This window comes from Citrobacter freundii complex sp. 2024EL-00216, assembly GCF_043945515.1.
GTDB lineage: Bacteria > Pseudomonadota > Gammaproteobacteria > Enterobacterales > Enterobacteriaceae > Citrobacter > Citrobacter portucalensis.
In genome coordinates this window covers 1-22995 of the sequence record NZ_JBIMRA010000012.1, presented here as the reverse complement: position 1 = coordinate 22995, position 22995 = coordinate 1, and the positions used below count along the sequence as shown (strand labels likewise).

The 22995-nt window shown below is 48.9% G+C and carries 30 protein-coding genes, 2 tRNA genes and 1 pseudogene; 22 read left to right on the top strand and 11 right to left on the bottom strand.

The genetic code is table 11. From position 1 onward, the window contains the following. Positions 1-72: 72 nt before the first annotated feature. The 3 genes from ACHHZ7_RS16300 to mtfA all read right to left on the bottom strand — a co-directional run bounded on the left by ACHHZ7_RS16300 (position 73) and on the right by mtfA (position 2473). Positions 73-1335: an integrase arm-type DNA-binding domain-containing protein gene (locus tag ACHHZ7_RS16300; RefSeq protein ID WP_060683631.1), complete on the bottom strand. Its 1263-nt coding sequence runs from the start codon at positions 1333-1335 to the stop codon at positions 73-75. Between the two features lie 165 nt (positions 1336-1500). Beyond that, a tRNA-Asn gene (locus tag ACHHZ7_RS16295) sits at positions 1501-1576 on the bottom strand. Positions 1577-1708: 132 nt separating this feature from the next. Continuing rightward, positions 1709-2473, bottom strand: coding sequence for a DgsA anti-repressor MtfA (gene mtfA, locus ACHHZ7_RS16290; RefSeq protein ID WP_032943883.1), 765 nt, complete (start codon positions 2471-2473; stop codon positions 1709-1711). A gap of 93 nt (positions 2474-2566) precedes the next feature. On the opposite strand from mtfA, the gene ACHHZ7_RS16285 reads away from it, so the two are divergent. Further along, a tRNA-Ser gene (locus tag ACHHZ7_RS16285) sits at positions 2567-2656 on the top strand. 66 nt (positions 2657-2722) lie between these two features. Here the strand turns inward: ACHHZ7_RS16285 and ACHHZ7_RS16280 are convergent. From ACHHZ7_RS16280 to ACHHZ7_RS16255, 6 genes and pseudogenes are all read right to left on the bottom strand, one after another. Beyond that, positions 2723-3766, bottom strand: coding sequence for a tyrosine-type recombinase/integrase (locus tag ACHHZ7_RS16280; RefSeq protein WP_192463868.1), 1044 nt, complete (start codon positions 3764-3766; stop codon positions 2723-2725). Beyond that, positions 3741-3983, bottom strand: coding sequence for a DUF4224 domain-containing protein (locus ACHHZ7_RS16275; protein WP_071667664.1), 243 nt, complete (start codon positions 3981-3983; stop codon positions 3741-3743). Before ACHHZ7_RS16275 ends, ACHHZ7_RS16280 begins: the two co-directional genes overlap by 26 nt. 70 nt (positions 3984-4053) lie before the next feature. Further along, a complete protein-coding gene (locus ACHHZ7_RS16270) occupies positions 4054-6525 on the bottom strand; it encodes an exonuclease (protein ID WP_060683632.1) in 2472 nt (823 codons plus the stop codon). Positions 6526-6666: 141 nt separating this feature from the next. After that, positions 6667-7005 carry an Rrf2 family transcriptional regulator gene (locus ACHHZ7_RS16265; RefSeq protein WP_225280726.1) on the bottom strand — a complete coding sequence of 113 codons (339 nt, stop codon included), beginning with the start codon at positions 7003-7005 and terminating at the stop codon, positions 6667-6669. A 45-nt stretch (positions 7006-7050) separates the two neighbouring features. Next, positions 7051-7197, bottom strand: a pseudogene (locus tag ACHHZ7_RS16260) (hypothetical protein); the annotation flags it as partial. Positions 7198-7484: 287 nt separating this feature from the next. Continuing rightward, the gene (locus ACHHZ7_RS16255) at positions 7485-7865 is read right to left on the bottom strand and encodes a helix-turn-helix domain-containing protein (RefSeq protein WP_003832307.1); all 381 of its coding nucleotides are present in this window, start codon (positions 7863-7865) and stop codon (positions 7485-7487) included. 66 nt (positions 7866-7931) lie between these two features. Here ACHHZ7_RS16255 and ACHHZ7_RS16250 point away from each other — a divergent pair, with 66 nt between their 5' ends. The 9 genes from ACHHZ7_RS16250 (at position 7932) to arsC (ending at position 14793) form a co-directional block, all read left to right on the top strand. Beyond that, the gene (locus ACHHZ7_RS16250) at positions 7932-8183 is read left to right on the top strand and encodes a helix-turn-helix transcriptional regulator (RefSeq protein WP_306458484.1); all 252 of its coding nucleotides are present in this window, start codon (positions 7932-7934) and stop codon (positions 8181-8183) included. A 3-nt stretch (positions 8184-8186) separates the two neighbouring features. After that, positions 8187-8741 carry a toxin YdaT family protein gene (locus ACHHZ7_RS16245; protein WP_060683634.1) on the top strand — a complete coding sequence of 185 codons (555 nt, stop codon included), beginning with the start codon at positions 8187-8189 and terminating at the stop codon, positions 8739-8741. Between the two features lie 252 nt (positions 8742-8993). Continuing rightward, the gene (locus ACHHZ7_RS16240) at positions 8994-9905 is read left to right on the top strand and encodes a DnaT-like ssDNA-binding domain-containing protein (protein WP_060683801.1); all 912 of its coding nucleotides are present in this window, start codon (positions 8994-8996) and stop codon (positions 9903-9905) included. Beyond that, the gene (locus ACHHZ7_RS16235; RefSeq protein WP_122984015.1) at positions 9817-10362 is read left to right on the top strand and encodes a replication protein P; all 546 of its coding nucleotides are present in this window, start codon (positions 9817-9819) and stop codon (positions 10360-10362) included. Before ACHHZ7_RS16240 ends, ACHHZ7_RS16235 begins: the two co-directional genes overlap by 89 nt. A gap of 123 nt (positions 10363-10485) precedes the next feature. Beyond that, a complete protein-coding gene (gene arsR / locus ACHHZ7_RS16230; protein ID WP_060683635.1) occupies positions 10486-10839 on the top strand; it encodes an As(III)-sensing metalloregulatory transcriptional repressor ArsR in 354 nt (117 codons plus the stop codon). Positions 10840-10886: 47 nt separating this feature from the next. Continuing rightward, positions 10887-11249 (top strand): arsenite efflux transporter metallochaperone ArsD, encoded by a 363-nt coding sequence (arsD, locus tag ACHHZ7_RS16225; RefSeq protein ID WP_000855179.1) that lies wholly within the window; start codon positions 10887-10889, stop codon positions 11247-11249. A 17-nt stretch (positions 11250-11266) separates the two neighbouring features. Continuing rightward, positions 11267-13018: an arsenite efflux transporter ATPase subunit ArsA gene (arsA, locus tag ACHHZ7_RS16220; RefSeq protein ID WP_060683636.1), complete on the top strand. Its 1752-nt coding sequence runs from the start codon at positions 11267-11269 to the stop codon at positions 13016-13018. A gap of 47 nt (positions 13019-13065) precedes the next feature. Next, the gene (gene arsB, locus ACHHZ7_RS16215; protein ID WP_060683637.1) at positions 13066-14355 is read left to right on the top strand and encodes an arsenite efflux transporter membrane subunit ArsB; all 1290 of its coding nucleotides are present in this window, start codon (positions 13066-13068) and stop codon (positions 14353-14355) included. 12 nt (positions 14356-14367) lie between these two features. Then, positions 14368-14793: a glutaredoxin-dependent arsenate reductase gene (gene arsC, locus ACHHZ7_RS16210; RefSeq protein WP_038641366.1), complete on the top strand. Its 426-nt coding sequence runs from the start codon at positions 14368-14370 to the stop codon at positions 14791-14793. Between the two features lie 67 nt (positions 14794-14860). Here the strand turns inward: arsC and ACHHZ7_RS16205 are convergent, their stop codons facing one another. Next, a complete protein-coding gene (locus ACHHZ7_RS16205) occupies positions 14861-15157 on the bottom strand; it encodes a helix-turn-helix transcriptional regulator (RefSeq protein WP_038641364.1) in 297 nt (98 codons plus the stop codon). Positions 15158-15257: 100 nt separating this feature from the next. Between ACHHZ7_RS16205 and ACHHZ7_RS16200 the strand changes: the two genes are divergently transcribed. The 7 genes from ACHHZ7_RS16200 (at position 15258) to ACHHZ7_RS16170 (ending at position 19503) form a co-directional block, all read left to right on the top strand. Beyond that, positions 15258-16349, top strand: coding sequence for a permease (locus ACHHZ7_RS16200; protein ID WP_060683638.1), 1092 nt, complete (start codon positions 15258-15260; stop codon positions 16347-16349). 282 nt (positions 16350-16631) lie between these two features. Next, positions 16632-16865, top strand: a complete 234-nt coding sequence (locus tag ACHHZ7_RS16195; protein ID WP_060683639.1) for a DinI-like family protein — start codon at positions 16632-16634, stop codon at positions 16863-16865. 45 nt (positions 16866-16910) lie between these two features. Then, a complete protein-coding gene (locus ACHHZ7_RS16190; RefSeq protein WP_071845308.1) occupies positions 16911-17156 on the top strand; it encodes a hypothetical protein in 246 nt (81 codons plus the stop codon). A 128-nt stretch (positions 17157-17284) separates the two neighbouring features. Further along, positions 17285-17485: a hypothetical protein gene (locus ACHHZ7_RS16185; protein WP_060683640.1), complete on the top strand. Its 201-nt coding sequence runs from the start codon at positions 17285-17287 to the stop codon at positions 17483-17485. Between the two features lie 2 nt (positions 17486-17487). After that, positions 17488-17847 carry a RusA family crossover junction endodeoxyribonuclease gene (locus tag ACHHZ7_RS16180; RefSeq protein ID WP_060683641.1) on the top strand — a complete coding sequence of 120 codons (360 nt, stop codon included), beginning with the start codon at positions 17488-17490 and terminating at the stop codon, positions 17845-17847. Then, a complete protein-coding gene (locus tag ACHHZ7_RS16175) occupies positions 17844-18884 on the top strand; it encodes a DUF968 domain-containing protein (protein ID WP_100272206.1) in 1041 nt (346 codons plus the stop codon). The genes ACHHZ7_RS16180 and ACHHZ7_RS16175 overlap by 4 nt, the downstream gene beginning before the upstream one ends. A gap of 13 nt (positions 18885-18897) precedes the next feature. Further along, positions 18898-19503 (top strand): hypothetical protein, encoded by a 606-nt coding sequence (locus ACHHZ7_RS16170; protein WP_060683642.1) that lies wholly within the window; start codon positions 18898-18900, stop codon positions 19501-19503. A gap of 311 nt (positions 19504-19814) precedes the next feature. On the opposite strand, the gene ACHHZ7_RS16165 is transcribed toward ACHHZ7_RS16170, so the two are convergent. Continuing rightward, a complete protein-coding gene (locus ACHHZ7_RS16165; protein WP_060683643.1) occupies positions 19815-20189 on the bottom strand; it encodes a FlxA-like family protein in 375 nt (124 codons plus the stop codon). Positions 20190-20333: 144 nt separating this feature from the next. Here ACHHZ7_RS16165 and ACHHZ7_RS16160 point away from each other — a divergent pair, with 144 nt between their 5' ends. The 5 genes from ACHHZ7_RS16160 to ACHHZ7_RS16140 all read left to right on the top strand — a co-directional run. Next, complete coding sequence (locus ACHHZ7_RS16160) at positions 20334-20522, top strand: hypothetical protein (RefSeq protein WP_060683644.1); 189 nt, start codon at positions 20334-20336, stop codon at positions 20520-20522. Positions 20523-20953: 431 nt separating this feature from the next. Further along, complete coding sequence (locus ACHHZ7_RS16155; protein ID WP_016150496.1) at positions 20954-21232, top strand: phage holin; 279 nt, start codon at positions 20954-20956, stop codon at positions 21230-21232. After that, entirely contained in the window at positions 21204-21752 is a 549-nt protein-coding gene (locus ACHHZ7_RS16150; RefSeq protein WP_060683645.1) for a lysozyme, read from the top strand. Before ACHHZ7_RS16155 ends, ACHHZ7_RS16150 begins: the two co-directional genes overlap by 29 nt. Beyond that, positions 21749-22264: a DUF2514 domain-containing protein gene (locus tag ACHHZ7_RS16145; protein ID WP_060683646.1), complete on the top strand. Its 516-nt coding sequence runs from the start codon at positions 21749-21751 to the stop codon at positions 22262-22264. Before ACHHZ7_RS16150 ends, ACHHZ7_RS16145 begins: the two co-directional genes overlap by 4 nt. A 473-nt stretch (positions 22265-22737) precedes the next feature. Then, positions 22738-22995, top strand: a 258-nt coding sequence (locus ACHHZ7_RS16140; protein WP_395149130.1) for a hypothetical protein, incomplete at its 3' end; no start/stop codon positions are given.

Here is a 22995-nt window from a genome sequence, read left to right as displayed (position 1 = left end):
ACAAGTAAAATTCTGGCGGCCTGAATCTGGAATAAAATCTCTCCATGAAAACTGGTGAGACTCATTTTTACGTTACGAGACTTCCTTCAGGTTGCCTGCGTACTGGTAAGGCGACACATACCCATCAGTATTTGCATCAAGATAATCCGCCCACCACTGCATCATATTGATCCGCTCCTCCAGATATTCAGCCTTATGAATATAGGCAGCACGCACGCTGTTCCTTTCCTGATGGCTCATTTGCTTTTCAATCGCCTCTTTGCTCCACAACCCCGACTCACTCAGCGCGCTGCACGCCATCGCCCGGAAGCCGTGACCGCAGATCTCTTTTCGGGTGTCGTAGCCCATCACGCGCAATGCCTTGTTGATGGTGTTGTCACTCATGCACTTATCCTGGTCGTATTCGCCGGGGAAAATAAACGCCAGATGCCCGGAGAGCGCTTCAGTTTGTTTCAGGATCGCCATTGCCTGATCGGACAGCGGAACAATGTGCTGTGTTTTCATCTTTGTGCCACGATGAGAGAAGCGCACGTTTTCGATCTGCTCACGTTCTTCCGGGATTATCCAGAGCTTCTGCTGCCAGTCGATTTCACTCCAGCGGGCAAAGCGCAGTTCGCTGGAGCGCACAAAGAACAGCAGCGACAGCTTAAGCGCATACCGTGTCAGTAGTCTGCCGGAGTAGTTATCCGTCCGGGATAATAATTCTGGTAGTTTCTCAAGCGGCAGGGCCGGGTAATGTTGAGTCTCCGGTGGCGTAAATTCGCCGTCCAGATCCAGCGCCGGGTTTGACCTGATTAACTGCTTTTTCACCGCATAACGCATGATCTCGGTAACGTAATTTTTCAGCCGTGCAGTGATCTCCAGAAAGCCTTTGTTCTCCACTTTACGCAGGGTAAACAGCAGATCTTCTGTGACGATTTGATCGATGTATTTGTCCCCGATATCCGGGAATACATACATTTCCAGCCTGCGCTGGATGGTCGCCGCATAATGTTCAGACCAGCGCCGGTGATCGGCATGCCAGTTCATGGCGATCTGGCGGAATGTCTGTCCGTTTTTCTTTTTCTGCTGTGCGATTTTTTTGTCAACGGCGGGATCGACCCCTGAACGTATTTTACTGCGTGCCGCATCGCGGAGCTGGCGTGCCGTAAGCAGGGAAACATCCGGGTAAGGACCAAAGGCCAGCTTCTTCTCTTTCCCGTCAATACGGAACTTCATGTACCAGAGTTTTGAGCCGTTAGGTTTGATCAGCAGGTACAGTCCGGCGCTGTCGCCGAGTTTGAAGGGTTTGTCTGTGGGTCTGAGCTTGCGGATAGCGGTATCAGTGAGTGCCATAGCGGGGGGCTCCATTCGTTCAACGAACCGTGAGGCCCCCGATTAAGCCCCCAAAAACTACAGATGTCAAGAAACCCGGCAATCCTTACCAGGACAACCGGGTCAATCTAACTGCTTGTTTTTAAAACGTCTTAAGACTCACTGAGATGTCTTGAGACTAAAATCTGGCTCCTCTGACTGGACTCGAACCAGTGACATACGGATTAACAGTCCGCCGTTCTACCGACTGAACTACAGAGGAATCGTGTGAACGAGGCGCATATTACTGACCTCACCATGAGGTGTCAACAGTAAAATTAGCGCGTCATTTCAATTGGTTAATTAATCTTCAAATTCAGCGTTAATGCACATTTGGTGAGCGACAATGGCCACCTTAGCGGGTATCGCGTAACCGCTCCATGGGGTTCTGGCGGTAAAACTGAATGAAACGTTGCCATAAGGCCGGAAAACGTGGTGCAAATAATTCAGGGGCACTGAAGAAATACTCCGATAGAACGGCAAAGCATTCGGCAGGATCGGTCGCTGCGTAGGCATCTATACTGCATGCGGTTTCACCGACCAGATCAATTTCATCCTGAATGTTATTCATTGCGGCATGCAGGTCGTGCTCCCAACTGGCAATATCTCGTAGAGGGATCGCCGGAATACCACTGGCACGGTCGCCATTACGCATATCAAGCTTATGTGCCACTTCATGGATGATCAGATTAAAGCCGGAGGCATCAAAAGAATCCTGAATGTCGAGCCAGTTGAGGATTATCGGACCTTGCTGCCAGCTCTGCCCGGACTGTACAACACGTTGATTATGTACCAGCCCAATATCGTCTTCCCATTCATCGTCCACGACAAACGGGGCAGGGTAGATGAGAACTTCATGAAAACCGTCGAGCCACTCGATCCCCAATTCCAGAACAGGCAAACAGAAAAGCAGCGCAATGCGCGCACTTTTTAGTGGATCAAGTTCAAACCCCTGAAGCGCTACCAATCTTTTTTGCTGTAAAAAGCGCTCGGCCAGGGCGATAAGCCTGGCTTGTTCTTGCTCGGTGAGATTCACCAGAAGAGGAATAGCCAGGGCGTCGTCCCACGGCCAGTCGTCACTCCGGGTTGTTTCTTGCTCTTTCCAGGGCCACTTAATCATCGTTTTGCTCGCAAACTCGTCACTTGAACGAAATTGACGGAACGGGGTCTGTTAAAATGCCAAATTACCTGGCATCATGGCAACCGCCAAAACGGAGAGATGCCAGAGCGGCTGAATGGACCGGTCTCGAAAACCGGAGTAGGGGCAACTCTACCGGGGGTTCAAATCCCCCTCTCTCCGCCACTATTCAAACACTTAGCTCAATTCCTTTCAACGACTCATGTCACACTTGGTATAGTGTTGGTATATTCACTTGGTATAAAACTCGCCATCATCATCTTCTGATTTGCCCAATACTGGAAGATCCAATGTGGGAGAAATTTTCACTTTTCTGTCATAAACCACAACTTGGCTTTCAGTTTTGTGACCTGAGAATAGTTGTTTGTCCTTACTCGAGCCTTCGTAATCAGATATTCCCTTGGCTTTGAGATCATGAAATGTACACGGCAGTTTTCTATCTAGTTTTTTCCCTGCTGCTTCCCTTGCAGTTTCCCACAGATCGTTAAACCCACTTTTCGAGTATTTAGTTTTTTTGCTGCTACAGATAACCGTTTCCCGCCCACCCAGGGTTTTTGCAAGTTCGATGGTGTTATGAAGCCGTTCAGTCCAGACTTTTATTTGTTTAGTGCCGGTCTTTCCCTGCTGGATAAAAATGCCTTCCTCGCTTACTTGCGACCATTTGAGAGAAAGAACATCCGAAACGCGAGCCGCACATAAGTAAGATATCTCCATGCCAACCCGGAGAGCTGGTGCCGCCTCTTCATAAATTGCCTGATATTCTTCGTCTGTCACGTACACGTCACGGGCTTTTAAAGAGAACTTGCGCACTCCTTTGCATGGATTTCCTTTCACGTATCCTCGTTCATATCCCCATGAGAAAACACGCGACATCCCGCCGAGTTCCTGATTTGCCTGGTTAATACTTCGTTGGCCACGTTTATCCATATAGATCCTGACCATCTCAATTTTTATGTCATCTGCTCGCATATTCCCGAACACTGGGACCAGGTTTTTTTCATACGACCTGTAATCAGTCTGTGTACGCGGAGCAAGTTCAGCAAAAGCTGGGCTGCTGGTGAATAACTTCCATAATTTAGAAAATGTCATTACGTCTGAACGCTTGGCTTTTTCTTCCTCATAACGCGCCCATAGCCGGGACATACTCGTCCCGGTAATAGGTGCAAGAGTTACGCTTTGTTTTGTTCCTTTTGGCTTCCACACATAGCTATAACGGTTTTTAGTTACGCGTGGCGGGAGGTGCTTGTCTTTAGGATCTTTTCTTGGTCTGCCCATTGATTGCGTCGTAATTTGGCTCAAGTGCAACATATTCATCGACCTTAGGTAATTCAGAAACTCCGGGATCAATACTTCTGCGCAATACAATTGGGCGGTTCCGCCCATCAGTGGTGAACGGTATGCCGTGACACCGCAGCTGTCGCTGCTGGTGGGTGTAGCGCTGATAACCAGTAATTTCTGCAATTTCCTGAGGAGACAGTGTAAGTTCGTGCATAGCTCATCTCTCTGATGGCCTGCCTGTAAAAACATACCAGGCAGGATCCATAAATTGTGAAATTAGAAAATCAGTTTGCGGTCAGACGTTGCCAGATTGCAGAAACGTAATTGACCTGATGCCGGGCGTCAGAAAGTGCATTGTGCATATCACCTTCAAACGGGATGTCGAAGCGCGGATTTATACCGACGGATTTACCCAGTTCGACCATGGTCCTTACGTCCCTGTCATTCCGGAACGGAACAGCGAAGGGGGTATCTGTTAACGCGTATGCGCGGCGAAGAATGACGTTATCAAACGAACATCCATTACCCCATAACTGAACTGTGTGACTACCGTTAGCAGCGTTTTCAGCAATAAAGTCAGCCAGGAGTTCGAGGGTCTCAAGCAACCCCATGGCTTCATCAACAAGAATGGCAGAGCGGGCTTCAGATGATTGTTTCAACCACCACTGAATCGTCGACGCATCCGGTTTCATGCCAAACGACATCGATGACTCCAGACTGACAACCTGGTAAAACTCGGCACCAGTGTTACCAGTTGAAGGCTCGAAAAATACAGCGCCGATAGAGACTATTGGGGCATCAGGACCGTTGCCCATGGTTTCCATATCAACCATCAGGTGAGTATAGAAAGCGTTCAGGGGATCCGTTTCAATATGGTGAACGAGTTCATTATTCAGGGAAGCTGACGCGTCACCAGTTGCATCAGCGCTTTTAATTGGCAAAACTGCTGTTTCGCTCTGAGACACTTCAGGATTAGCTTTGATTTCGTTGTTGTCAGTTTCTTCCATCTGCACATCGCTGGTGGCTTCCTCTGTATGGGTATGATGTAACTTATCCTCGACGGCGCGCTGGCGTACCTGGTCTACGACAGAAAGCGCTGGCGCTTGCTGGTTCCCCATCAGGCCATCGATGGAGAACACCCCGTTGCCCATGTTGGCGATTTCTGGTTGTTCGGCTCCTGCCTTCTGTTCAGCTGTGACTTTCTCGTTAATCTCGTTTTCCCAGCTTTTTTCTGGCACGTGACCGGCTGCCGCCAGGGCTTCTTCAGTTGGGTGCTGGTGGTCGGTTTCAGTCAGGTTCTTATTGATGTAACGGCTCAGCAGTTCCGGGAAATGGTGAGCGTTTTCTTCTGCACTGCGAATAAGTGCGAAAATAGCGGCACGGGAATAATCCAGGATGCCAGCGCGTTTGCGCAGGGCGACGGACCACTCTTTGAACGGGCTTTCGTTTTTAACAATGATCTCTTTTGCGCGACGGAAAACGCCACCTGGGATATCGTAGATGTTGAAATCCATTGGAAGTGTGGCCAGCGCAATATCAATGTCCAGAGTTTCCAGTGTGTGGACAAGTGCCGGGTTACGATCGGTCTTATTGCCACCACCAGCGTTCGTTCCAGTATCAGAGCGCTGAATCTGCGAGACACGATTGCCCTTACCCCACTCTTTAACCAGCAACCCGCGGTCAATGTGTTCAGTACTGAACCAGGCCTTAAAGAACTGAATTACGGTAGACAAATCCACTCGTTTTCCATCAACCGGAAAAACGGTTTTCAGCGCGCTGACAATCTTCCAGATATCGATCTCTGGCGCTTTCCTGAATGGTTCTACATTCTCGGCGGCAAGCAGCAGGTTTTGCACATAGCTGTTATCCACATCCAGTTCGAGTTCCTGAATGGTTTTCTTCTGCTCAGTATCAATATGGTAAGCATATTCTTCAGAAATAAACTGAGCCAAAAGGCGCTGGCGTAGCGGGAGAGTCGCAACGGTAATGAGTTCTGGCGTTACAGGTGGAACGGTGGGCTCATCACCCACAATTCGTGCTTTCTTATCGTTAACCCACTCCTGCACGGTTTGAGTCCGCGCTTTCGGTTCCGCAATCCATTCGGTAATAAATTCCTCAAATGAAGCAATGTTATAGACCTGCTCACGGTCGAAGACTTCTTTTATTGCGTTTGCCAGGTTCCACTCGACATGAGCAGAAAGCTCTTTCGCCGCTGGCACATTTGCAACGGCCAGTAACAGGTTTTGTATATAGAGATCATTTTCGTCCAGTTCCATTTGTCCGATCTGGACGTGCCGCGCTTCACTGATTTCCTTCTCTTCACCTTCATTTAACAGGTGCGCAATCAGCCGCTGAGACAGGCGCAGGCGAGATATGGGGCGGAGCAATGCTGGCGCATCGCTGGTGGGTACATTGGCACTGGAGGTTTCAGGTTTTTGCTGGCTGGAAGCCTCCAGATTTTCATTATCCTGCTTCTGTTTCAGTTGCCACGTTTGCTGGTCTTCTGCCAGTTCGTAACGATCGCACCATGTGTCATCAAGTGTGCTTTCCTCAGGAAGATCGTCAACAACAAACCAGTTGGTGCGGACAGGTAATTGATAGTCGGCGCCACGACCGACGGCAATATTGTTGTCTTCGAGAATATTGAGGATTTCGCGTTCTGCACGGGAATCTGATTTCGCAGAGAACCAGCAAAACAGGTTTTTTGCCTCAGTTGCTTTCGCTTTGGCTTTAATAAGATACGCATACGTTAACATTGCGTTCGGGCTCCATAGGATTGTAAGATACCCGGCAGCTGATGATCGCCGCCTAAGGTAGTGGTTATTGGTCAAAACTCGTTCCGGAAAGCTTTGGTCGGCTGACCGGGTACTTAACCCGCCAAGCGCGGGTTTTGTGCTTTATGGGGTAGGGGATTTTCCCTGCACCAGCTGTGCAACGGGGACCCACTCCAGAGCATTCAGTACGGGTTCAAATGAATCAGGCGTGTGAGTAACGGCGCGAACGACGTCAGCCACGCTGGGGTTTGCTTTGCTAAGGTGGTACCCGCCACCAGCGCCACGCTGGCTGGTGACGATTTCACTGCTGCGCAGCTTCGAGAAAATCTGCTCGAGGTAAGATACAGACAGCTTTGATTCCTTACTGATAGATGCGACGGAAACAGGGCTGCCGTTATAAACCCTGTTGAGGATGGCAACCACCTGAACAGATGCCACCACACGTTTCATTCCAAACTCCATAGTCACTTCCTTACTGATGCTGGCAACAGCCATTGGTCAAACTCGTTATGAACGAACTGAAGTCTGTTGGTCGGCAGACGGGTCGCCCTTCTGGGCGAGCATGTAGCAAATCAGTCGAATGATTACTTCAATACGGTTTAGATGTACGGCCTGACACCGCACTGGTTTACGTGCGAAATCGATCATGGATTTATCCTCTTGCTTTGCCCTTGTCGCCAGGCTGGCGGAACGTTGAACCTGCTGCGTGTTAATGCTTGTCATCTCATCCGGTGATTCGTATGCCGCCGGCAGCTACTTCGTGGGCGTCCTGCCTTGATGACGCTTTTCAAACTGTGTTTATATTTAAACCCTAAATGTGTTTAAAAGTCAACACGGCATGTGTTTAAGGTGGCGAGGATGATAACGATATGGGAAAAGGGAAGGTGAAAGGCATAAAAAAACCAGCCAAGTAGGCTGGTTAGATTGTTAAAAATTGTAGCTTAATCGTCAGTTGGCTTTAATCGTCCCCGAAGGTACTTCTCGACATACTCATCAATTTCTTTCAGCCGCAATTGAAAGGTATCGATCATTCTGTCTTGTTCAGACTCCGGCAACTGGTCAAAAAGAGTAATCAACTTACGATGTTTTGGCGTTAACCATGATTCGGCGTGATCATCACCAAACATTAGTTCAGCCGGGCTAATTCCGAGAGCTTTAGATATCGTTATAGCGTCGTCAACGCCCACATTGCGGCGACCCGCTTCATAGTTCCCGATGCGTGACTGAGCCCACCCACATAACTCTGCGAGTTTAGATTGCGACATATTTTTCTGTTCGCGTAGCTGCTTCAGTCTGGCGGCAATTGCAGTGTTTATATTCATTACTGATTTTTACCACGTTACGTGTTAATGCTCAAAGAACGTTTCGTCTTGACTATCTAACACATTATGTGTTTAATTCAGTTAAACACTAGATGTGAGGACAAGATGAACAACATCGCCAAAGAACGGCAAGCGCTCGGTTTAACTCAAGAGCAATTAGCCAAATTATTCGGGTGGCGTCAGTCAAGGCTCTCAAATTATGAGAACGGAACACGTCAGCCTGGCCTACCGGAATGCAGATTGATTGTGGAGAAGCTTAACGAGTTAGGGCGCACCTGCTCTCTTGATAGTGTATTTCCGCCACAAAGCGAGGTCTGAAAGATGCAATCAGTAGCTTATACCCATAATAAACCACGAGTAGCCGCTGCGGTGAAATCGCAAAATCAATTTAAACCCCAGCGACGCGACAGCATTCAGCACCGCGTCATATTGGCAGCCGTTCGTGAATGGGAATCGACATTACCAGGACAGGCACAGGAACGGATCGCTCAGCTGGTGGCTGAAGAGTGGGCCAAGGCAGATGGTCGTGGAATTGCTGTTAATAAACAGAATTTATTTCGATATCTGAAAAACGAAGGAGGGTCAGAAAAGTACACGGCTTACGTGATGCAGCTGTCAGGCTCAATCATCGCCGCTATGCCAGTTCAGATTGCCAGGAAGCACGGGTTAAGTAATGCGAGCACAGAGGCGGAGCTGGTGGCTAACGCTATCAAAGAATGCAGTGAGGCACACCAGGCGAAATTAATCGGTGCTCCGTTACAGAAGCTCGAGAAGGAGATTCGTGAAGCGGCAATCGCATTGTTCAACATGCTACCTGCTGACGCGGCGGGACCACTACTGGCGAGTATAAGCGCCGTAGCGCCGCAATTGTTTTAATCGAGTTTTGACCAATGACCATTATTACTGCAACTCGCGGGGTGAAGTATGCCTAATCCTTTGGCTAAGGCCATGCCTAAGAGTAAGGCTAGTAACGAGCCTTACCGTAAGGTGAAGATTACCATGTGGGATGATCCTAAGTTTCGAGCCTTATCACCACTCCCGCCAAGTGGGCAGAGTCTGTTTATTTACCTGCTTACTGGACCATTCACAGGGATTATTCCCGGGCTGTATAAGGCGGGAAGGGCGGCTATGGCCGAAGAATTAAACTGGGATGTCGAAGCCTTCGACTTAGCCTTAGGTGAAGCCATAGCGTTAGGTATGGTGGAAGCCGATCTTAAAGCCAGAGTTTTTTGGTTGCCTAATGCGGTGAAACATAACCCGCCAGCATCAGTAAACGTGATCAAATCCTGGGCAAGATCGTTTGAATTACTGCCTGAATGTTCACTGAAAGATAAAGCATATGAAGCTCTCAAAGCCGCCTGCTACGGGGTTTCTGACGCTATGGGGATGGCTTTTGATAAGGCTTTCGCCTTGCCTAAGGATAAGGCTAAGTCTTTGGCTAAACCTTTGCCATCAGGTATCCAGAAAGCAGTTAGCAGTAAACAGATCTTAAACCCCTCTCTTAACGCGGGTGCGATGAAAAATCTGAATGAGGATGAACTGCCATCCCCGGCCATGCCCCGATACCTGGACGGTGTTGATGAACCGATCGGGAAATTCAGCATGGCAGATAGCTGGCTTCCCTCCAGAGACTTCCGACAGCGCGCCGCATCGTGGGGTATCACCCTGCCTGAACCAGAATACCTTCTGACTGAACTCGCAGAATTCACCGCGTATTGGGAGTCGGAAGGGAAAGTTTTTACACAAATCCAGTGGGAACAAAAATTTGCCCGACATGTAGCCCGGGTGAGAACGCAGGTAAAACCAGAAACCGGAGGTAACAGTCATGTGGGAGCAGGATCAGAACCAACAGCATCCCGGGCAGTTCAGCAAATTCAGTCAGCACACGCAGAGTGGCGCCGCAGGAATGGACTTGATGGCGACGGAAACAGCCTGGCGACTGTGGCAGGTCATGGGGGAGGTGTATTCGAACCGATGGACCCAGAAGAACGGGGCGGAGCCTTCGCCTATCTGGATAGCCCAGATAGGTTCGATGACTGAACAGCAAATTAGGTTGGTCTGTCAGCAATGCATGGAGCGCTGCGCGATGGGAAATACATGGCCGCCTGACCTGGCTGAGTTTGTTTCTCTGGTTTCAGAGAGTGGGGCGAATCCATTCGGACTGAAATCGGAGCAGGTTATGACGGAATACCGGCGCTGGCGCAATGAGTCATATCGGTATTCAGGAAGCGATAAATATCCATGGCCTCAGCCCGTGCTGTATCACATCTGCATCGAAATGCGCAGAACGGGCGTAGAACGACAAATGACAGAGGGGGAGCTGAAACGACTGGCAGAAAAGTTACTCACGAAGTGGTCGAAGCATGTTGGTAATGGACTAAGTGTCCCACCAATTCGACGTCAACTGGAAGCGCCGCGCCATCCGGCAGGACCAACGCCAGCACAATTACTGATAGATGAATACAGGCGTCGAAAAGCGGCAGGATTAACAAATTGAATAATGAACAATCAGTAAATCTGATATTAAAACCACATAGCCATCATATTCGAATTTTCGAATGTGATGGTTGACGACACTCAACTATTGCAGGAAACTACGGAGAGAATTCAGGAGACTAAAATGGCTGAACTAACTTCTCTACAACTCTTCAAAAACCTTTCCGATGAAACTCGGCTGGGCATCGTGTTGCTGCTTAGAGAAATGGGAGAGCTATGCGTGTGCGATCTCTGTACGGCGCTGGATCAGTCGCAGCCCAAGATCTCCCGTCATCTGGCAATGCTCCGGGAAAGTGGACTATTGCTGGATCGCAAGCAGGGCAAGTGGGTTCACTACCGCTTATCTCCGCATATTCCTTCATGGGCTGCTCAGGTAATTGATCAGGCCTGGTTAAGCCAACAGGACGACGTACAGGCCATCTCCCGTAAGCTGGCATCTGCAAACTGCTCTGGTAGCGGTAAGGCTGTTTGCATCTAAAAAATTTGCCTGAACATATATGATTTTCCGAATGTGAGGTATTCAGAATGAAGACGTTAACGGTGTTTGACCCGGCAATGTGCTGCAGTACCGGCGTATGTGGCTCAGATGTCGATCAGGTTCTGGTTGATTTCTCTGCTGATGTGCAGTGGCTGAAAGGACGTGGCGTACAGGTTGAACGTTACAACCTGGCGCAGCAGCCCATGAGCTTTGTTCAGAATGAGAAAGCGAAAGCATTCCTCGAAGCATCTGGAGCAGAAGGGCTTCCGCTACTGCTGTTGGACGGTGAAACGGTGATGGCTGGGCGATACCCAAAACGCGCTGAGCTGGCTCGCTGGTTCGGTATTCCGCTGGAGAAGGTAGGGTTAGCTCCCACCAGCTGCTGTGGTGGTAATACTTCCTGTTGCTGAATATGTCAGGAGGACATATGAAATTCTTAGAGAACATCCCGCCTTACCTATTTTTTACTGGCAAGGGAGGCGTAGGAAAAACGTCCATTTCCTGCGCGACGGCTATCCGCCTTGCCGAACAAGGTAAGCGGGTTTTGCTGGTCAGTACAGATCCGGCCTCCAATGTCGGCCAGGTATTCGACCAGGCTATCGGTAACACCATTCGCTCTGTGACAGCAGTTCCTGGACTTTCCGCTCTGGAGATTGACCCTCAGGAAGCCGCCCAACAATACCGCTCCAGAATCGTTGATCCTATCAAAGGTCTTCTGCCTGAAGACGTTGTTAACAGTATCAGCGAGCAGCTTTCAGGAGCCTGTACGACTGAGATTGCGGCGTTCGATGAGTTCACCGGCTTATTGACAGACGCTTCCCTGCTGACCCGCTTCGATCACATCATTTTTGATACAGCGCCGACGGGCCACACGATTCGCCTTCTCCAGCTACCCGGTGCCTGGAGTAGTTTCATTGAAAGTAATCCGGATGGTGCTTCCTGTCTTGGCCCAATGGCCGGGCTGGAAAAGCAGCGTGAGCAGTATGCTCATGCGGTAGAGGCGTTGTCCGATCCTGAACGTACCCGCCTGGTTCTGGTTGCACGACTGCAAAAATCTACGCTGCAGGAAGTAGCCCGCACCCATGAAGAACTGGCCGCAATTGGCCTGAAAAACCAGTACCTGGTTATTAATGGTGTGCTGCCTAAAGCCGAAGCTGAACATGACGCGCTGGCGGCTGCGATATGGCAACGGGAGCAGGAAGCACTGGCAAATCTTCCTGCTGGTTTATCTGAGCTACCAAGAGATACCTTATTACTCCAGCCAGTAAATATGGTTGGTGTGTCTGCGTTGAAGGGGCTGCTGGATACCCGTTCTGATGCATTACCGCTCCCGGTAACGAACGTCCTGTACACGCCTGAAAACTTATCGCTCTCTGACCTGGTCGATGATATCGCCCGCAGTGAACATGGCCTGATTATGTTGATGGGCAAAGGTGGCGTAGGGAAAACCACGATGGCTGCTGCCATCGCCGTAAGGCTGGCAGACATGGGATATGACGTGCATCTCACCACCTCTGATCCCGCTGCGCACCTGAGTACAACGCTGAACGGCAGCCTCAAAAACCTGCAGGTCAGCCGCATCAACCCTCACGATGAAACCGAACGTTATCGCCAGCATGTTCTTGAGACGAAGGGAAAAGATCTGGACGAAGCAGGGAAACGGCTATTGGAAGAAGATTTACGTTCTCCCTGTACTGAAGAAATTGCCGTGTTCCAGGCTTTTTCCCGAGTGATTCGTGAAGCAGGTAAGCGGTTTGTTGTCATGGATACAGCTCCCACTGGGCACACGCTGTTGTTGCTGGATGCTACCGGGGCTTACCACCGAGAGATTGCCAAAAAAATGGGGGATAAAGGTCATTTTACTACCCCAATGATGCAGCTTCAGGACCCGGAACGAACCAAAGTTCTGCTGGTTACGCTTCCTGAAACCACACCGGTACTGGAAGCGGCAAGCCTACAGGCTGACCTTGAAAGAGCGGGGATTCATCCATGGGGCTGGATTATCAATAACAGCCTTTCCATCGCGGATACCCGTTCACCGCTGCTCCGCTTGCGAGCGCAGCAGGAACGTCCGCAGATCGAGAGCGTTAAAAATCTACATGCCAGCCGTGTAGCACTTGTACCCGTACTGGCGTCAGAACCAACCGGCATCGATAAACTCAAACAACTCGCGGGTTAGTTATTACCATCATTCGGGGCAGCATTGCTGCCCTTTCAGGAGGTTATATGTTACTGGCAGGAGCCATTTTTATCCTGACCATCATATTGGTTATCTGGCAGCCAAAGGGATTAGGGATTGGCTGGAGCGCCACGCTGGGGGCCGTACTGGCTCTGGCATCGGGTGTGATTCACATTGCTGATATTCCGGTGGTGTGGAATATCGTCTGGAACGCGACGGCAACATTTATCGCCGTTATTATCATCAGTCTGTTGCTTGATGAGTCAGGTTTTTTCGAATGGGCAGCGCTGCACGTTTCTCGCTGGGGGAACGGTCGTGGCCGCCTTCTGTTTACGTATATCGTTCTGCTCGGCGCGGCAGTCGCGGCACTGTTTGCCAACGATGGCGCGGCACTTATTCTGACGCCGATTGTTATCGCTATGCTCCTGGCGCTTGGCTTCAGTAAAAGCACCACACTGGCTTTCGTGATGGCCGCAGGGTTTATTGCCGATACCGCCAGCTTGCCGCTTATCGTATCGAACCTGGTCAATATCGTTTCGGCTGATTTCTTCAAACTGGGATTCACGGAATATGCCTCGGTAATGGTGCCGGTGGATATCGCCGCCATCGTCGCCACTCTGGTGATGCTGCATCTATTTTTCCGCAAAGATATCCCGCCCACTTATGATCTTGCACGACTGAAAGAGCCCGCAAAAGCCATCAAAGATCTGGCAACATTCAGAACAGGTTGGATTGTATTAATTCTTTTGTTAGTGGGCTTTTTTGTACTCGAACCACTGGGTATTCCGGTCAGTGCCATTGCAGCAGTAGGGGCAGCAATCCTGTTTGCTGTGGCAAAAAAAGGTCACGGCATTAACACCGGTAAAGTGTTGCGTGGGGCACCATGGCAGATCGTGATCTTCTCGCTGGGAATGTATCTGGTGGTCTATGGGCTGCGTAACGCAGGGCTGACAGAATATTTGTCTGACGTGCTGAACTTACTCGCAGATAAAGGCCTGTGGGCAGCCACGCTGGGAACGGGATTCCTGACCGCATTCCTCTCTTCTATCATGAATAACATGCCTACCGTATTGATTGGCGCATTGTCGATTGATGGCAGTACCGCGTCGGGCGTTATCAAAGAAGCAATGATTTATGCCAACGTCATTGGCTGCGATCTGGGGCCGAAAATTACCCCTATTGGTAGCCTGGCAACGCTGCTCTGGCTACACGTACTTTCACAGAAGAATATGACCATCACCTGGGGATACTATTTCCGCACCGGGATCGTCATGACTCTGCCTGTGCTGTTTGTAACGCTGGCCGCGCTGGCGCTACGTCTCTCTTTCACTTTGTAATGAGATACTGATATGAGCAACATCACCATTTATCACAACCCAGCCTGCGGCACATCGCGTAACACGCTGGAGATGATCCGCAACAGCGGTAATGAGCCGACCGTTATTCTTTACCTTGAGACTCCACCTTCACGCGATGAGCTGGTCAAACTCATTGCTGATATGGGCATTTCCGTCCGGGCGTTACTACGTAAGAACGTCGAGCCATATGAGGAACTGGGTCTTGCCGAAGATAAATTTACTGACGACCAGTTAATTAACTTTATGTTGCAGCATCCAATCCTGATTAATCGCCCCATCGTTGTAACACCGCTGGGAACCAAACTGTGCCGTCCTTCTGAAGTTGTTCTGGATATCCTTCCTGATGCTCAGAAAGGGGCTTTCGCCAAGGAAGATGGCGAGAAAGTCGTTGATGATGCAGGCAAAAAATTGAAATAAGCGACAGGAGAGCCGCCTGTTATTTAGGCGGCTCCTTTATCAAATAAAAACAATGGATTGCCTCGATTTAAATCTTTGGACTGTTGATGCAACATTCTTCGCGTAGAAAATCAATAATCGACTCTAACTTGTCATATTGAGAAACGCAGATTAAGGATCGGCTTTCGCGATTTTGTTTGACCAGACCAACGGAAACAAGAGCGGATATATGATGACTCAGTGTTGAAGATGGAATCGCAAGTTGTTTTTGTAGATCACCTACAGGTAAACCTTGTTCACCGGCTTTAACAAGGTGTTTGAAAATAAACAAACGTGTCGGATGTCCTAATTCTTTCATAGCTTTAGCTACTTCTTCTAGTTGCATGGTGCCTTCCTCGTCTAGTGATATTTCGATAATACCAGAAATATGTTGATCTAACCTCAATAATTCGATTATTCTAGAAATATAGTTTATAGGAGGTTTCATGAATAGCTGGATTTCTATGTTTACTAACGCGGCAGAGATGTTCTTGTTTCTTGCTGTCGAGTTGTCTGCGCTTTTTTTTCTGATTAGTGCGGGTGTTAGCCTTATCAGGCAAAAAATTCCGGACCAAAAGATTCAAAGAATGTTAGGGGCGAGAAAGGGGAGAGGTTACATACTTGCATTGCTGTTAGGAGCTGTAACACCGTTTTGCAGCTGCTCTACAATTCCCATGTTACGCGGACTGTTATCAGCAAAAGCAGGCTTCGGTCCAACACTTACATTTTTGTTTGTTTCACCTCTGCTTAACCCGATAATCATTGGTCTGATGTGGGTTACTTTTGGTTGGAAAGTTACCCTGCTATACGCTGTTATAGCTGCAACAGTTTCCGTACTGGCAAGTATTTTGTTAGATGTGCTTGGTTTTGACCGACATATTGTCGAAACATCAAAACCGCTGGCTAGCTGTTGTGGTGTTAGCAGTGGAAAAACTCTTGAAACTAAACTACGGAGTGTTTCAGCTTGCTGTTCTGTATCAAATCAACAGGACATAGGGGCTAATAGTTGTTCTAAACCACAAGAAACGTTTAAGAGTTTCTCAGCATTTCGGGGCACAAATTGTGAATTGAGCTGCGAGACAGGTCAAACAAATAAACAATTCTTCCCGAAAAGTGTAGTAAGAGATCCTGGTGCGATTCGTCTGGCATTTCAGGATGCCTGGACTCAATTTAAAGATGTATTACCTTATCTGATGTTAGGTATTGTTATAGGGTCGTTTATCTACGGTTTTATACCTGCAGAGTGGATTGCTGCTCATGCCGGGCATGATAATCCGTTTGCGATTCCATTAAGTGCAGTTATTGGAATACCTTTGTATATACGTGCTGAGGCAGTAATTCCGTTGGCATCAGTCTTGATGGATAAAGGCATGGGAACGGGAGCAGTAATGGCTCTGATTATTGGTAGCGCTGGAGCTAGTCTGACGGAAGTAATACTGCTTAAATCAATGTTCAAAACACCCTTGATTGCTGCATTCCTGACTGTTATTTTGGGCATGGCGATTATTATGGGATACCTGACACAGTTGTTATTTTGATTGGGTATGTTAGACAGAACCAGAAAAAGTTGCAGGGGGGCGAGCGTATGAAAGTTGTGCAATCAATCCCCATCAATACATTTATCCAAATTTAAGGACGTTGATATCTCCATACTTACTATGGTGTTCAAACAACAAGTCCGCATTGGATTGAACCCGCTTCGGCGGGTTTTTTTGCATCTAATTGATAGGCTAAGGTTAGCAATTTGTGCTCTTAAGTCATTGATCATTTCAATGTATCGGTATACTGTACAAATATACAGTATTGCGGTGGAGGCTAATATGAAAGTTGAACTCACCATTGATCGTACTAAAGAACTTCCAAAGGGAGCAGTTCCGGCGCTGGAGAAAGAGTTACTTAAAAGGTTGGGTAATCAGTATGAGAACTGCAGCCTGAGCATACGTCGTGCAGGTTCTGATGGCTTAAGTGTTCTTGGTGGTAACAAGGAAGATAAAAAGAAAATTGAGACGATTCTCCAGGATACCTGGGAAAGTGCTGGCGACTGGTTTTATTAATTATTTTGGGTGTTGCTTTTATCCCGTTTGCATGGGGGAGTTTAAGTGAAAGAAAAATTAGAATTGCCCCAAAAAGGCTACGCAGTCATCAGATGTCACGATGGGGTTATCGTTGCCAGACTGCAATCATTTCCCGAGTGTGAGCGCGCACTGATGTACCGTCGCGGTAGCATGGTGTCATTTATGCCTCTTCAGGATGATGAAATTATCGGCACACCTACGTTGTTTACTCAGATGCTGGAAAGGGCTGGTTATCGCGTAACCCAGAATTCTGTTACACTCCCGTCATAGGCCTGAACAACCTATACCTGCTGCGCCACAGGAGAAAAGCCCATGGCGCAAGATCAATTCAAGCAATTCCACATACTGACGTTAACCAACGCCAGCGATTTTCTTTTTGCCGCATCCAGAGGTGCGTTATGAAGAAAAGCTGGTTTCAACATACCCAACTCACCACTGAGCAGGCTGACGAACTGGAAGCCCGCTATCACGCAAAGCAGATTAAGACCGAGCGTAGTCTGGATAATGACTTCATTCACTGGACGATCAGCGCGCTCTTGCCAGAAGTCTCTGATCCTCCGCGTCAGGACAGAACCTGGCAACAACGGATCTGGAGGTGAATGTGAAAGTCTACGATATCACCCCAATGGGCAAGCCCAGAATGACGCGCGCTGACAAATGGAAAAAACGCCCCGAGGTTCTGCGTTACCGGGCTTTCTGTGATGAAGTTCGTCTGCGGGGTGTCGAGCTGCCGGAAAGCGGTTCACATGTCACCTTCATTCTGCCGATGCCAGCGAGCTGGAGCAAAAAGAAACGGGCTGAGTTCAACGGTAAACCACACCAGGCTAAACCTGATTTCGACAACATGATGAAAGCCCTGATGGATGCCATTTACGAAGATGACGCTCACATCTGGGATTCACGCGTCACAAAATTATGGGGAGAGAAGGGACAAATAATTATCGGGGAGATTGCAGAATGAGGGCGCTGCTGAAGCCGGTGGTTGCGCGTGAGCTTGGAATTGTGCTGCTCAAGCCGGGCAGTGAGCTGATGTCATTATTCAGTTGTGAACGTGTGCTGGTGGAAAGCCAGCCGGCAGGTATGGAACGGTTGCCTGCTGGCCGTGTTCCTGACGTTCGCCAGCCGCTTGCGTGTGACGAGTCGCTGCGACCGTTCTTCCTGGATGAAAAAGTTATTAAGGTTGCTGGTGGTTTGAGTGGCCTTGATTACTGGCTTCTGCGTTATGGCGGTAGCTGCTGCCAGTGGCCACACAGCGATTACCATTATCACGAGTTAACCACTCTGCGTCATGAACCCGGATCGGTTCTTCTGTGTGGACATTGTGATAACCATTTGCGTGACCATTACAGCGAACAACTTGCAGAGCTGGCGAGATGTAATGTTATTAGCTGGATTATCAACAGCATCATGGTGGCACTGAATCAGGATCCTTCCAGAGAACTGTCGCTGGCGGAGCTATGCTGGTGGGCGGTGCGTATGGGGGTTACCGACGCAATTCCCGAATCAGTAGCCAGTCGGGCGCTTCGTATTCCTTCGGAAGATCATCAGTCAGTCATGCATGAATGCGACGTCGAACCGGGTGTAACCGCCACCAGCATCATTACAGCCAAAGCCAGCACAGTAACCGTGAACATGCCACCAGCGCAGGTGCCTGAGGTTAAGCCTGTAGTTGGTGTTCTGGTCGACCCTGAGTCCCCGCAAACCTATATGAAACGTCCAAAGCGTATCCGTTGGACGGCCCCCCGATATCTGGAATGGATTAAAACACAGCCCTGCGAATGCTGCGGCAAACCATCCGATGACCCACACCATTTAATTGGCTGGGGGCAGGGAGGTATGGCAACGAAGGCGCATGATATTTTCGCGATCCCTTTGTGTCGTCAGTGCCATACAGAACTACATAACGACCCGGTGAAGTTTGAGCGAAAGCATGTACCTCAGCCGGTAATGATTATCAGAGTGCTGGACCGGGCTTACGGGCTCGGTGTTCTGGTGTAAGGAGAAAAACAGGATGACACCACGTCAATGCCGCAATCATTTTGAAGCACTTGGTAAAGCAGCATCTGCGCCGCGTAAAAGTTGGCTCGGTAAATGTATCCTCCTGACGGGGATCCAGTCCGGATGGATTAAATCCCTGCTCACTACCTGGGGGGAAGGTGTGGGAGGAAAAACTGCTCCTCGTTTGCCGCGAGGACATGCGTGTTGGAATGTGCTTAAGGGACGGAACTGGTCAGATAAGGCACTCGAGCGATTCACCGTTGCGTTAAATCAGGCGAGAGAAGAGGGATTCCGTGGACAGCAGGCAATGAACAGGGCACACAGCATTCTCTGGCCCCAGTCACCCGCCAGTGTAATTGACGAGGCCCTGCATAGTGACGATGTCGATTTTGTTGAGCAATGCGTACTGCAGGCGCTGGATATAAACGATCCGGTTTATGTTGTTGGTCTTCAGTATTACACCACCCGAAAAAAAGTCTCAGACATAACCCGGGAACTACAGGCGATTGCGCCATGGCTGACACAAGAAAAGGCCAGAGAGCGAGTGAAGTGGTGTTTACAGATTTTCAGAGCAAAGGTGTTCTTGTCAGCGAAAGCACTTTTGGAAAGCAAGGAATAATATTTTTGCTTTTTTGTGCTGTTTTTTGTGTCTGGTATTGAAAACTACCCAGAAAGTTAGATAATCCATTCATGCTTGGCAGAGCTGCGCCACGATGGCAGCGACGAAAAGCGAACAATTTGAATATAACGAGAACCCCGCCAGCGCGGGGTTTTTGCTTTCCGGCGATACGACAGGGGTATTCGCGAGGTGTATTACACCAGTACCCCTGTCATATCGCCGTGCTGAATCGTTAACTTGAAAACAAGTTCTCACAACGCTCCAGTGCTTTTTCGTTTTTAACTCAAAGGAAAAATGGTTGGGGGTAGCTGCTAAACGTAGACATCAATATTTTTAGTATTATTCCCTGCAACGTTCGAACCTGATTTGTCACTTACCGTAGGTAATGCTCCCGATACCATTTGGTTTTTTTCTGCTTCTTGTTTTTGTAATTGAGCAATTTTTGCGTATATAGACTCGATTTGCCTTTGAATCATCTCCATCTGCTGTTTAAGCAGTTTTGCCTCATCTTCGGAGGTTACTTCATTTATTTTTGAACCCATGGCGCTGAGTTCTTTTGTCAACTCACCAATTTGTTTTTTCAGGTTTTGAATTTGTTGTGAAACAGAGTTGCCAGTACTTGAAGGTGCTTGTTTTACTGTGCTTTGTAGTATGTCCTGACCCAAAGTGCTAACTGTCATGCTCATGGTGGTTCCTCCGACCTTACATTTATTATCCATTATCGTCATCTTTCGAAATTACTTTATTAGCAAAGGTTAAGTTGTGGCTTCCTGCACCACAGCATCATTTGTGCCGCTCTATACTATCTGCTGAGTATCGCGGAGGAGCTTATGAAAGAAGGGTATTACTGGATTCAGCATGTCGGAGTTGTACAGGTAGCGTACTACACGAATGACACTGTTGATGACTTGGAAACGGGGAAAATAATCACAGGTGTTTGGCATCTGACCAGAGGCGATGACATTTGCCATAACGGTGAAGCAGATGTGTTAGAAGGTCCTCTCTCTCCACCATTGTAAACAACCGTACTTACTTCGAGGCTGCCGCGTGGCGGCCTTTTTCATTTCAGGCTCACGGATATCACTCACTACGTGCTTTGTTGATAAATCAAGCCCGTGAAGTCTGATCCTTTTAGAATAATAGTGCTGTTTGATTGCAGGTTTTTCTTATTGATTCTAAAGTTATAGAGCATCTAGTAAAAGCTCTCGTTTGACGTAAGTGTGATGAATCCCCCTAAGCGGAGGGGTGAAACTGACAGTAAACAAAGTCATGGAATGACATGCTTAGTGCACACGGGTCATGGTTTGTCAGCCAAAGGCCCACCGGGAGGCACCCGGCATCACGTTGACGCTTCAGTAATGCAATATGCTTATTTTCTGGCCCGTTTATTCGAACGGGCTTTTTTATTCCCCTTTCACAAAACGCCATCCGAAGAATCGGAGGTGAGGCTATGACCAGAATGAGCACCATTTACAGCAGACTTTCATATGGAACAGGCACCACGCTGACCGGCTGCGGTGTATCAGCGAAGGCATACGCCGAAACAGCTAAAACAGCAAAAGAGGTGTCCTGGATGTTGGCCGACAGAATTGCAGGGTTAAGCCTGAGCGACTGGGCAATTATTGTCGGTATCGCATGCACCGTTATCACCTGTGCAGTGAACTGGTACTACAGGCAAAAGGAAAGGGAGGACCGGCTTAATGGCAATGTCACCAAAGCTGAAGAATAAACTGAGCGCAGCGGTCGTTGGTTTGATTCTTGCCGGGGCTTCCGCGCCCGTGATTCTCGATCAGTTTCTGGATGAGAAAGAGGGTAATAGCGAGCAGGCGTATCGTGACGGCGGCGGGCTCTGGACGATTTGCCGTGGCGCCACGGTGGTTGATGGTAAACCCGTTATCCAGGGTATGAAGCTGTCAGCTGAGAAATGTGCCCAGGTGAACGCCATTGAACGCGACAAGGCGCTGGCATGGGTTGAACGAAATATAAAAGTTCCGCTGACCGAGCCGCAGAAAGCAGGTATCGCTTCTTTCTGCCCCTATAACATCGGCCCCGGAAAATGCTTCCCGTCTACGTTCTATAAGCGCATCAATGCTGGCGACCGTAAAGGAGCCTGTGAAGCTATTCGCTGGTGGATTAAAGACGGCGGCCGCGATTGTCGTCTGACCAAAGGTCAGAAAAATGGCTGCTATGGCCAGGTAGAACGACGAGACCAGGAAAGCGCGCTGGCGTGCTGGGGGATAGAACAGTGAGCCTGCGCTATCAGTTCATTGCCATTTCGGTGCTGGTGGCCGTCGCATTTATCGCCGGAAACGAGTGGAGTAACCGCGGTTGGGAAAAAAAGTGGGCGGAACGTGATAGTGCGGAATCATCGCAAACAGCGAACGCGCAGACCGCCGCCCGCATGATTGAACAAGGGCGAATTATTGACCGTGATGAGGCTGTAAAAGATGCACAAGCACAAGCCGCTAAATCTGCTGCCACTGCTGCTGGCCTGTCTGCCACTGTTAGCCAGTTGCGCACCGAAGCAACAAAGCTTGTCGCCCGCCTGGACGCCGCAAAGCACACCTCAGATCTTGCCGCTGCCGTCAGAAGCAAAACAGCCGGAGCCGACGCCGCAGTGCTCGCCGACATGCTCGGACGCCTTGCAGAAGAAGCTCGATATTATGCTGAGCGATCTGACGAAAGCTACCGAGCTGGAATGACATGTGAGCGTGTTTACGACTCGGTGAGACATTCGAATAACAACAGGGTTACACGATGAACGCCCACGTGCAGTGGCTGTGCTTGATGGTAGGATTGACGGAAAGAGGGAAAAACTTAAGGTGCTTGAGGTAACGATTACTTTAATTTTTTACTGGTATATCGCTTTTGCAATTCGAGTTTCGCCCAGTGCATAAGGAACTCGATTATGGGAGTCGCATAAGGGGAAAGTGCGTTAAGAAAGTCAATTAGAGTTGTGTCTGTCATATTGTATCTCCTTCAAACCAAAATTGTGGAGATGGCTGAGGATTTCAGTCATCTATTGTAGGGCCTAATAGGTCTTCCCATTAGTGAGTCGTAAAGATTGCGACTCTTTAAAAGATTCATTACAGGAGATATGGAAATGGTTTCGCTTCGTTTGAATAAAGCTGTGTTAATCAGCCCCACAGGTATTCGCTGAGTGTCTGCGATCATGCTTTACTAAATAATTCATGGGTTTATCATGGTTACTCTTTGATAAAAGGAGTTTTGGTAATGAAATTTCTCTGGGTTGTATGCATTATTTGCGGAGTTATTGGGTTTGTGCAGGGAATTATCGGGGTGTTCGGTGCTGTTAGTGCGCCTCAGCAGGCTGCTGGTGCAGCAATGGGCGTTGCATGGGCGGTAATCAAACCAATCAGCGTAGTTGGTATAATCGACCTGTTAGTGGATCAGAAAACCGGCTCTTATTCTTTCAACCTGGAACCTGGCCTGAAAGTTGGCTTTACAGTAGGGACTGCGGAGGCTGCAAGT

Excerpts from the sequence above, each read along its gene's own strand:
- ACHHZ7_RS16300 (WP_060683631.1), bottom strand. The coding sequence starts at position 1,335 with ATGGCACTCACTGATACCGCTATCCGCAAGCTCAGACCCACAGACAAA.
- mtfA (WP_032943883.1), bottom strand. The coding sequence starts at position 2,473 with ATGATTAAGTGGCCCTGGAAAGAGCAAGAAACAACCCGGAGTGACGAC.
- ACHHZ7_RS16280 (WP_192463868.1), bottom strand. The coding sequence starts at position 3,766 with ATGGGCAGACCAAGAAAAGATCCTAAAGACAAGCACCTCCCGCCACGC.
- ACHHZ7_RS16275 (WP_071667664.1), bottom strand. The coding sequence starts at position 3,983 with ATGCACGAACTTACACTGTCTCCTCAGGAAATTGCAGAAATTACTGGT.
- ACHHZ7_RS16270 (WP_060683632.1), bottom strand. The coding sequence starts at position 6,525 with ATGTTAACGTATGCGTATCTTATTAAAGCCAAAGCGAAAGCAACTGAG.
- ACHHZ7_RS16265 (WP_225280726.1), bottom strand. The coding sequence starts at position 7,005 with ATGGAGTTTGGAATGAAACGTGTGGTGGCATCTGTTCAGGTGGTTGCC.
- ACHHZ7_RS16255 (WP_003832307.1), bottom strand. The coding sequence starts at position 7,865 with ATGAATATAAACACTGCAATTGCCGCCAGACTGAAGCAGCTACGCGAA.
- ACHHZ7_RS16250 (WP_306458484.1), top strand. The coding sequence starts at position 7,932 with ATGTGTTTAATTCAGTTAAACACTAGATGTGAGGACAAGATGAACAAC.
- ACHHZ7_RS16245 (WP_060683634.1), top strand. The coding sequence starts at position 8,187 with ATGCAATCAGTAGCTTATACCCATAATAAACCACGAGTAGCCGCTGCG.
- ACHHZ7_RS16240 (WP_060683801.1), top strand. The coding sequence starts at position 8,994 with ATGGCCGAAGAATTAAACTGGGATGTCGAAGCCTTCGACTTAGCCTTA.
- ACHHZ7_RS16235 (WP_122984015.1), top strand. The coding sequence starts at position 9,817 with ATGGGGGAGGTGTATTCGAACCGATGGACCCAGAAGAACGGGGCGGAG.
- arsR (WP_060683635.1), top strand. The coding sequence starts at position 10,486 with ATGGCTGAACTAACTTCTCTACAACTCTTCAAAAACCTTTCCGATGAA.
- arsD (WP_000855179.1), top strand. The coding sequence starts at position 10,887 with ATGAAGACGTTAACGGTGTTTGACCCGGCAATGTGCTGCAGTACCGGC.
- arsA (WP_060683636.1), top strand. The coding sequence starts at position 11,267 with ATGAAATTCTTAGAGAACATCCCGCCTTACCTATTTTTTACTGGCAAG.
- arsB (WP_060683637.1), top strand. The coding sequence starts at position 13,066 with ATGTTACTGGCAGGAGCCATTTTTATCCTGACCATCATATTGGTTATC.
- arsC (WP_038641366.1), top strand. The coding sequence starts at position 14,368 with ATGAGCAACATCACCATTTATCACAACCCAGCCTGCGGCACATCGCGT.
- ACHHZ7_RS16205 (WP_038641364.1), bottom strand. The coding sequence starts at position 15,157 with ATGCAACTAGAAGAAGTAGCTAAAGCTATGAAAGAATTAGGACATCCG.
- ACHHZ7_RS16200 (WP_060683638.1), top strand. The coding sequence starts at position 15,258 with ATGAATAGCTGGATTTCTATGTTTACTAACGCGGCAGAGATGTTCTTG.
- ACHHZ7_RS16195 (WP_060683639.1), top strand. The coding sequence starts at position 16,632 with ATGAAAGTTGAACTCACCATTGATCGTACTAAAGAACTTCCAAAGGGA.
- ACHHZ7_RS16185 (WP_060683640.1), top strand. The coding sequence starts at position 17,285 with ATGAAGAAAAGCTGGTTTCAACATACCCAACTCACCACTGAGCAGGCT.
- ACHHZ7_RS16175 (WP_100272206.1), top strand. The coding sequence starts at position 17,844 with ATGAGGGCGCTGCTGAAGCCGGTGGTTGCGCGTGAGCTTGGAATTGTG.
- ACHHZ7_RS16170 (WP_060683642.1), top strand. The coding sequence starts at position 18,898 with ATGACACCACGTCAATGCCGCAATCATTTTGAAGCACTTGGTAAAGCA.
- ACHHZ7_RS16165 (WP_060683643.1), bottom strand. The coding sequence starts at position 20,189 with ATGAGCATGACAGTTAGCACTTTGGGTCAGGACATACTACAAAGCACA.
- ACHHZ7_RS16160 (WP_060683644.1), top strand. The coding sequence starts at position 20,334 with ATGAAAGAAGGGTATTACTGGATTCAGCATGTCGGAGTTGTACAGGTA.
- ACHHZ7_RS16155 (WP_016150496.1), top strand. The coding sequence starts at position 20,954 with ATGACCAGAATGAGCACCATTTACAGCAGACTTTCATATGGAACAGGC.
- ACHHZ7_RS16150 (WP_060683645.1), top strand. The coding sequence starts at position 21,204 with ATGGCAATGTCACCAAAGCTGAAGAATAAACTGAGCGCAGCGGTCGTT.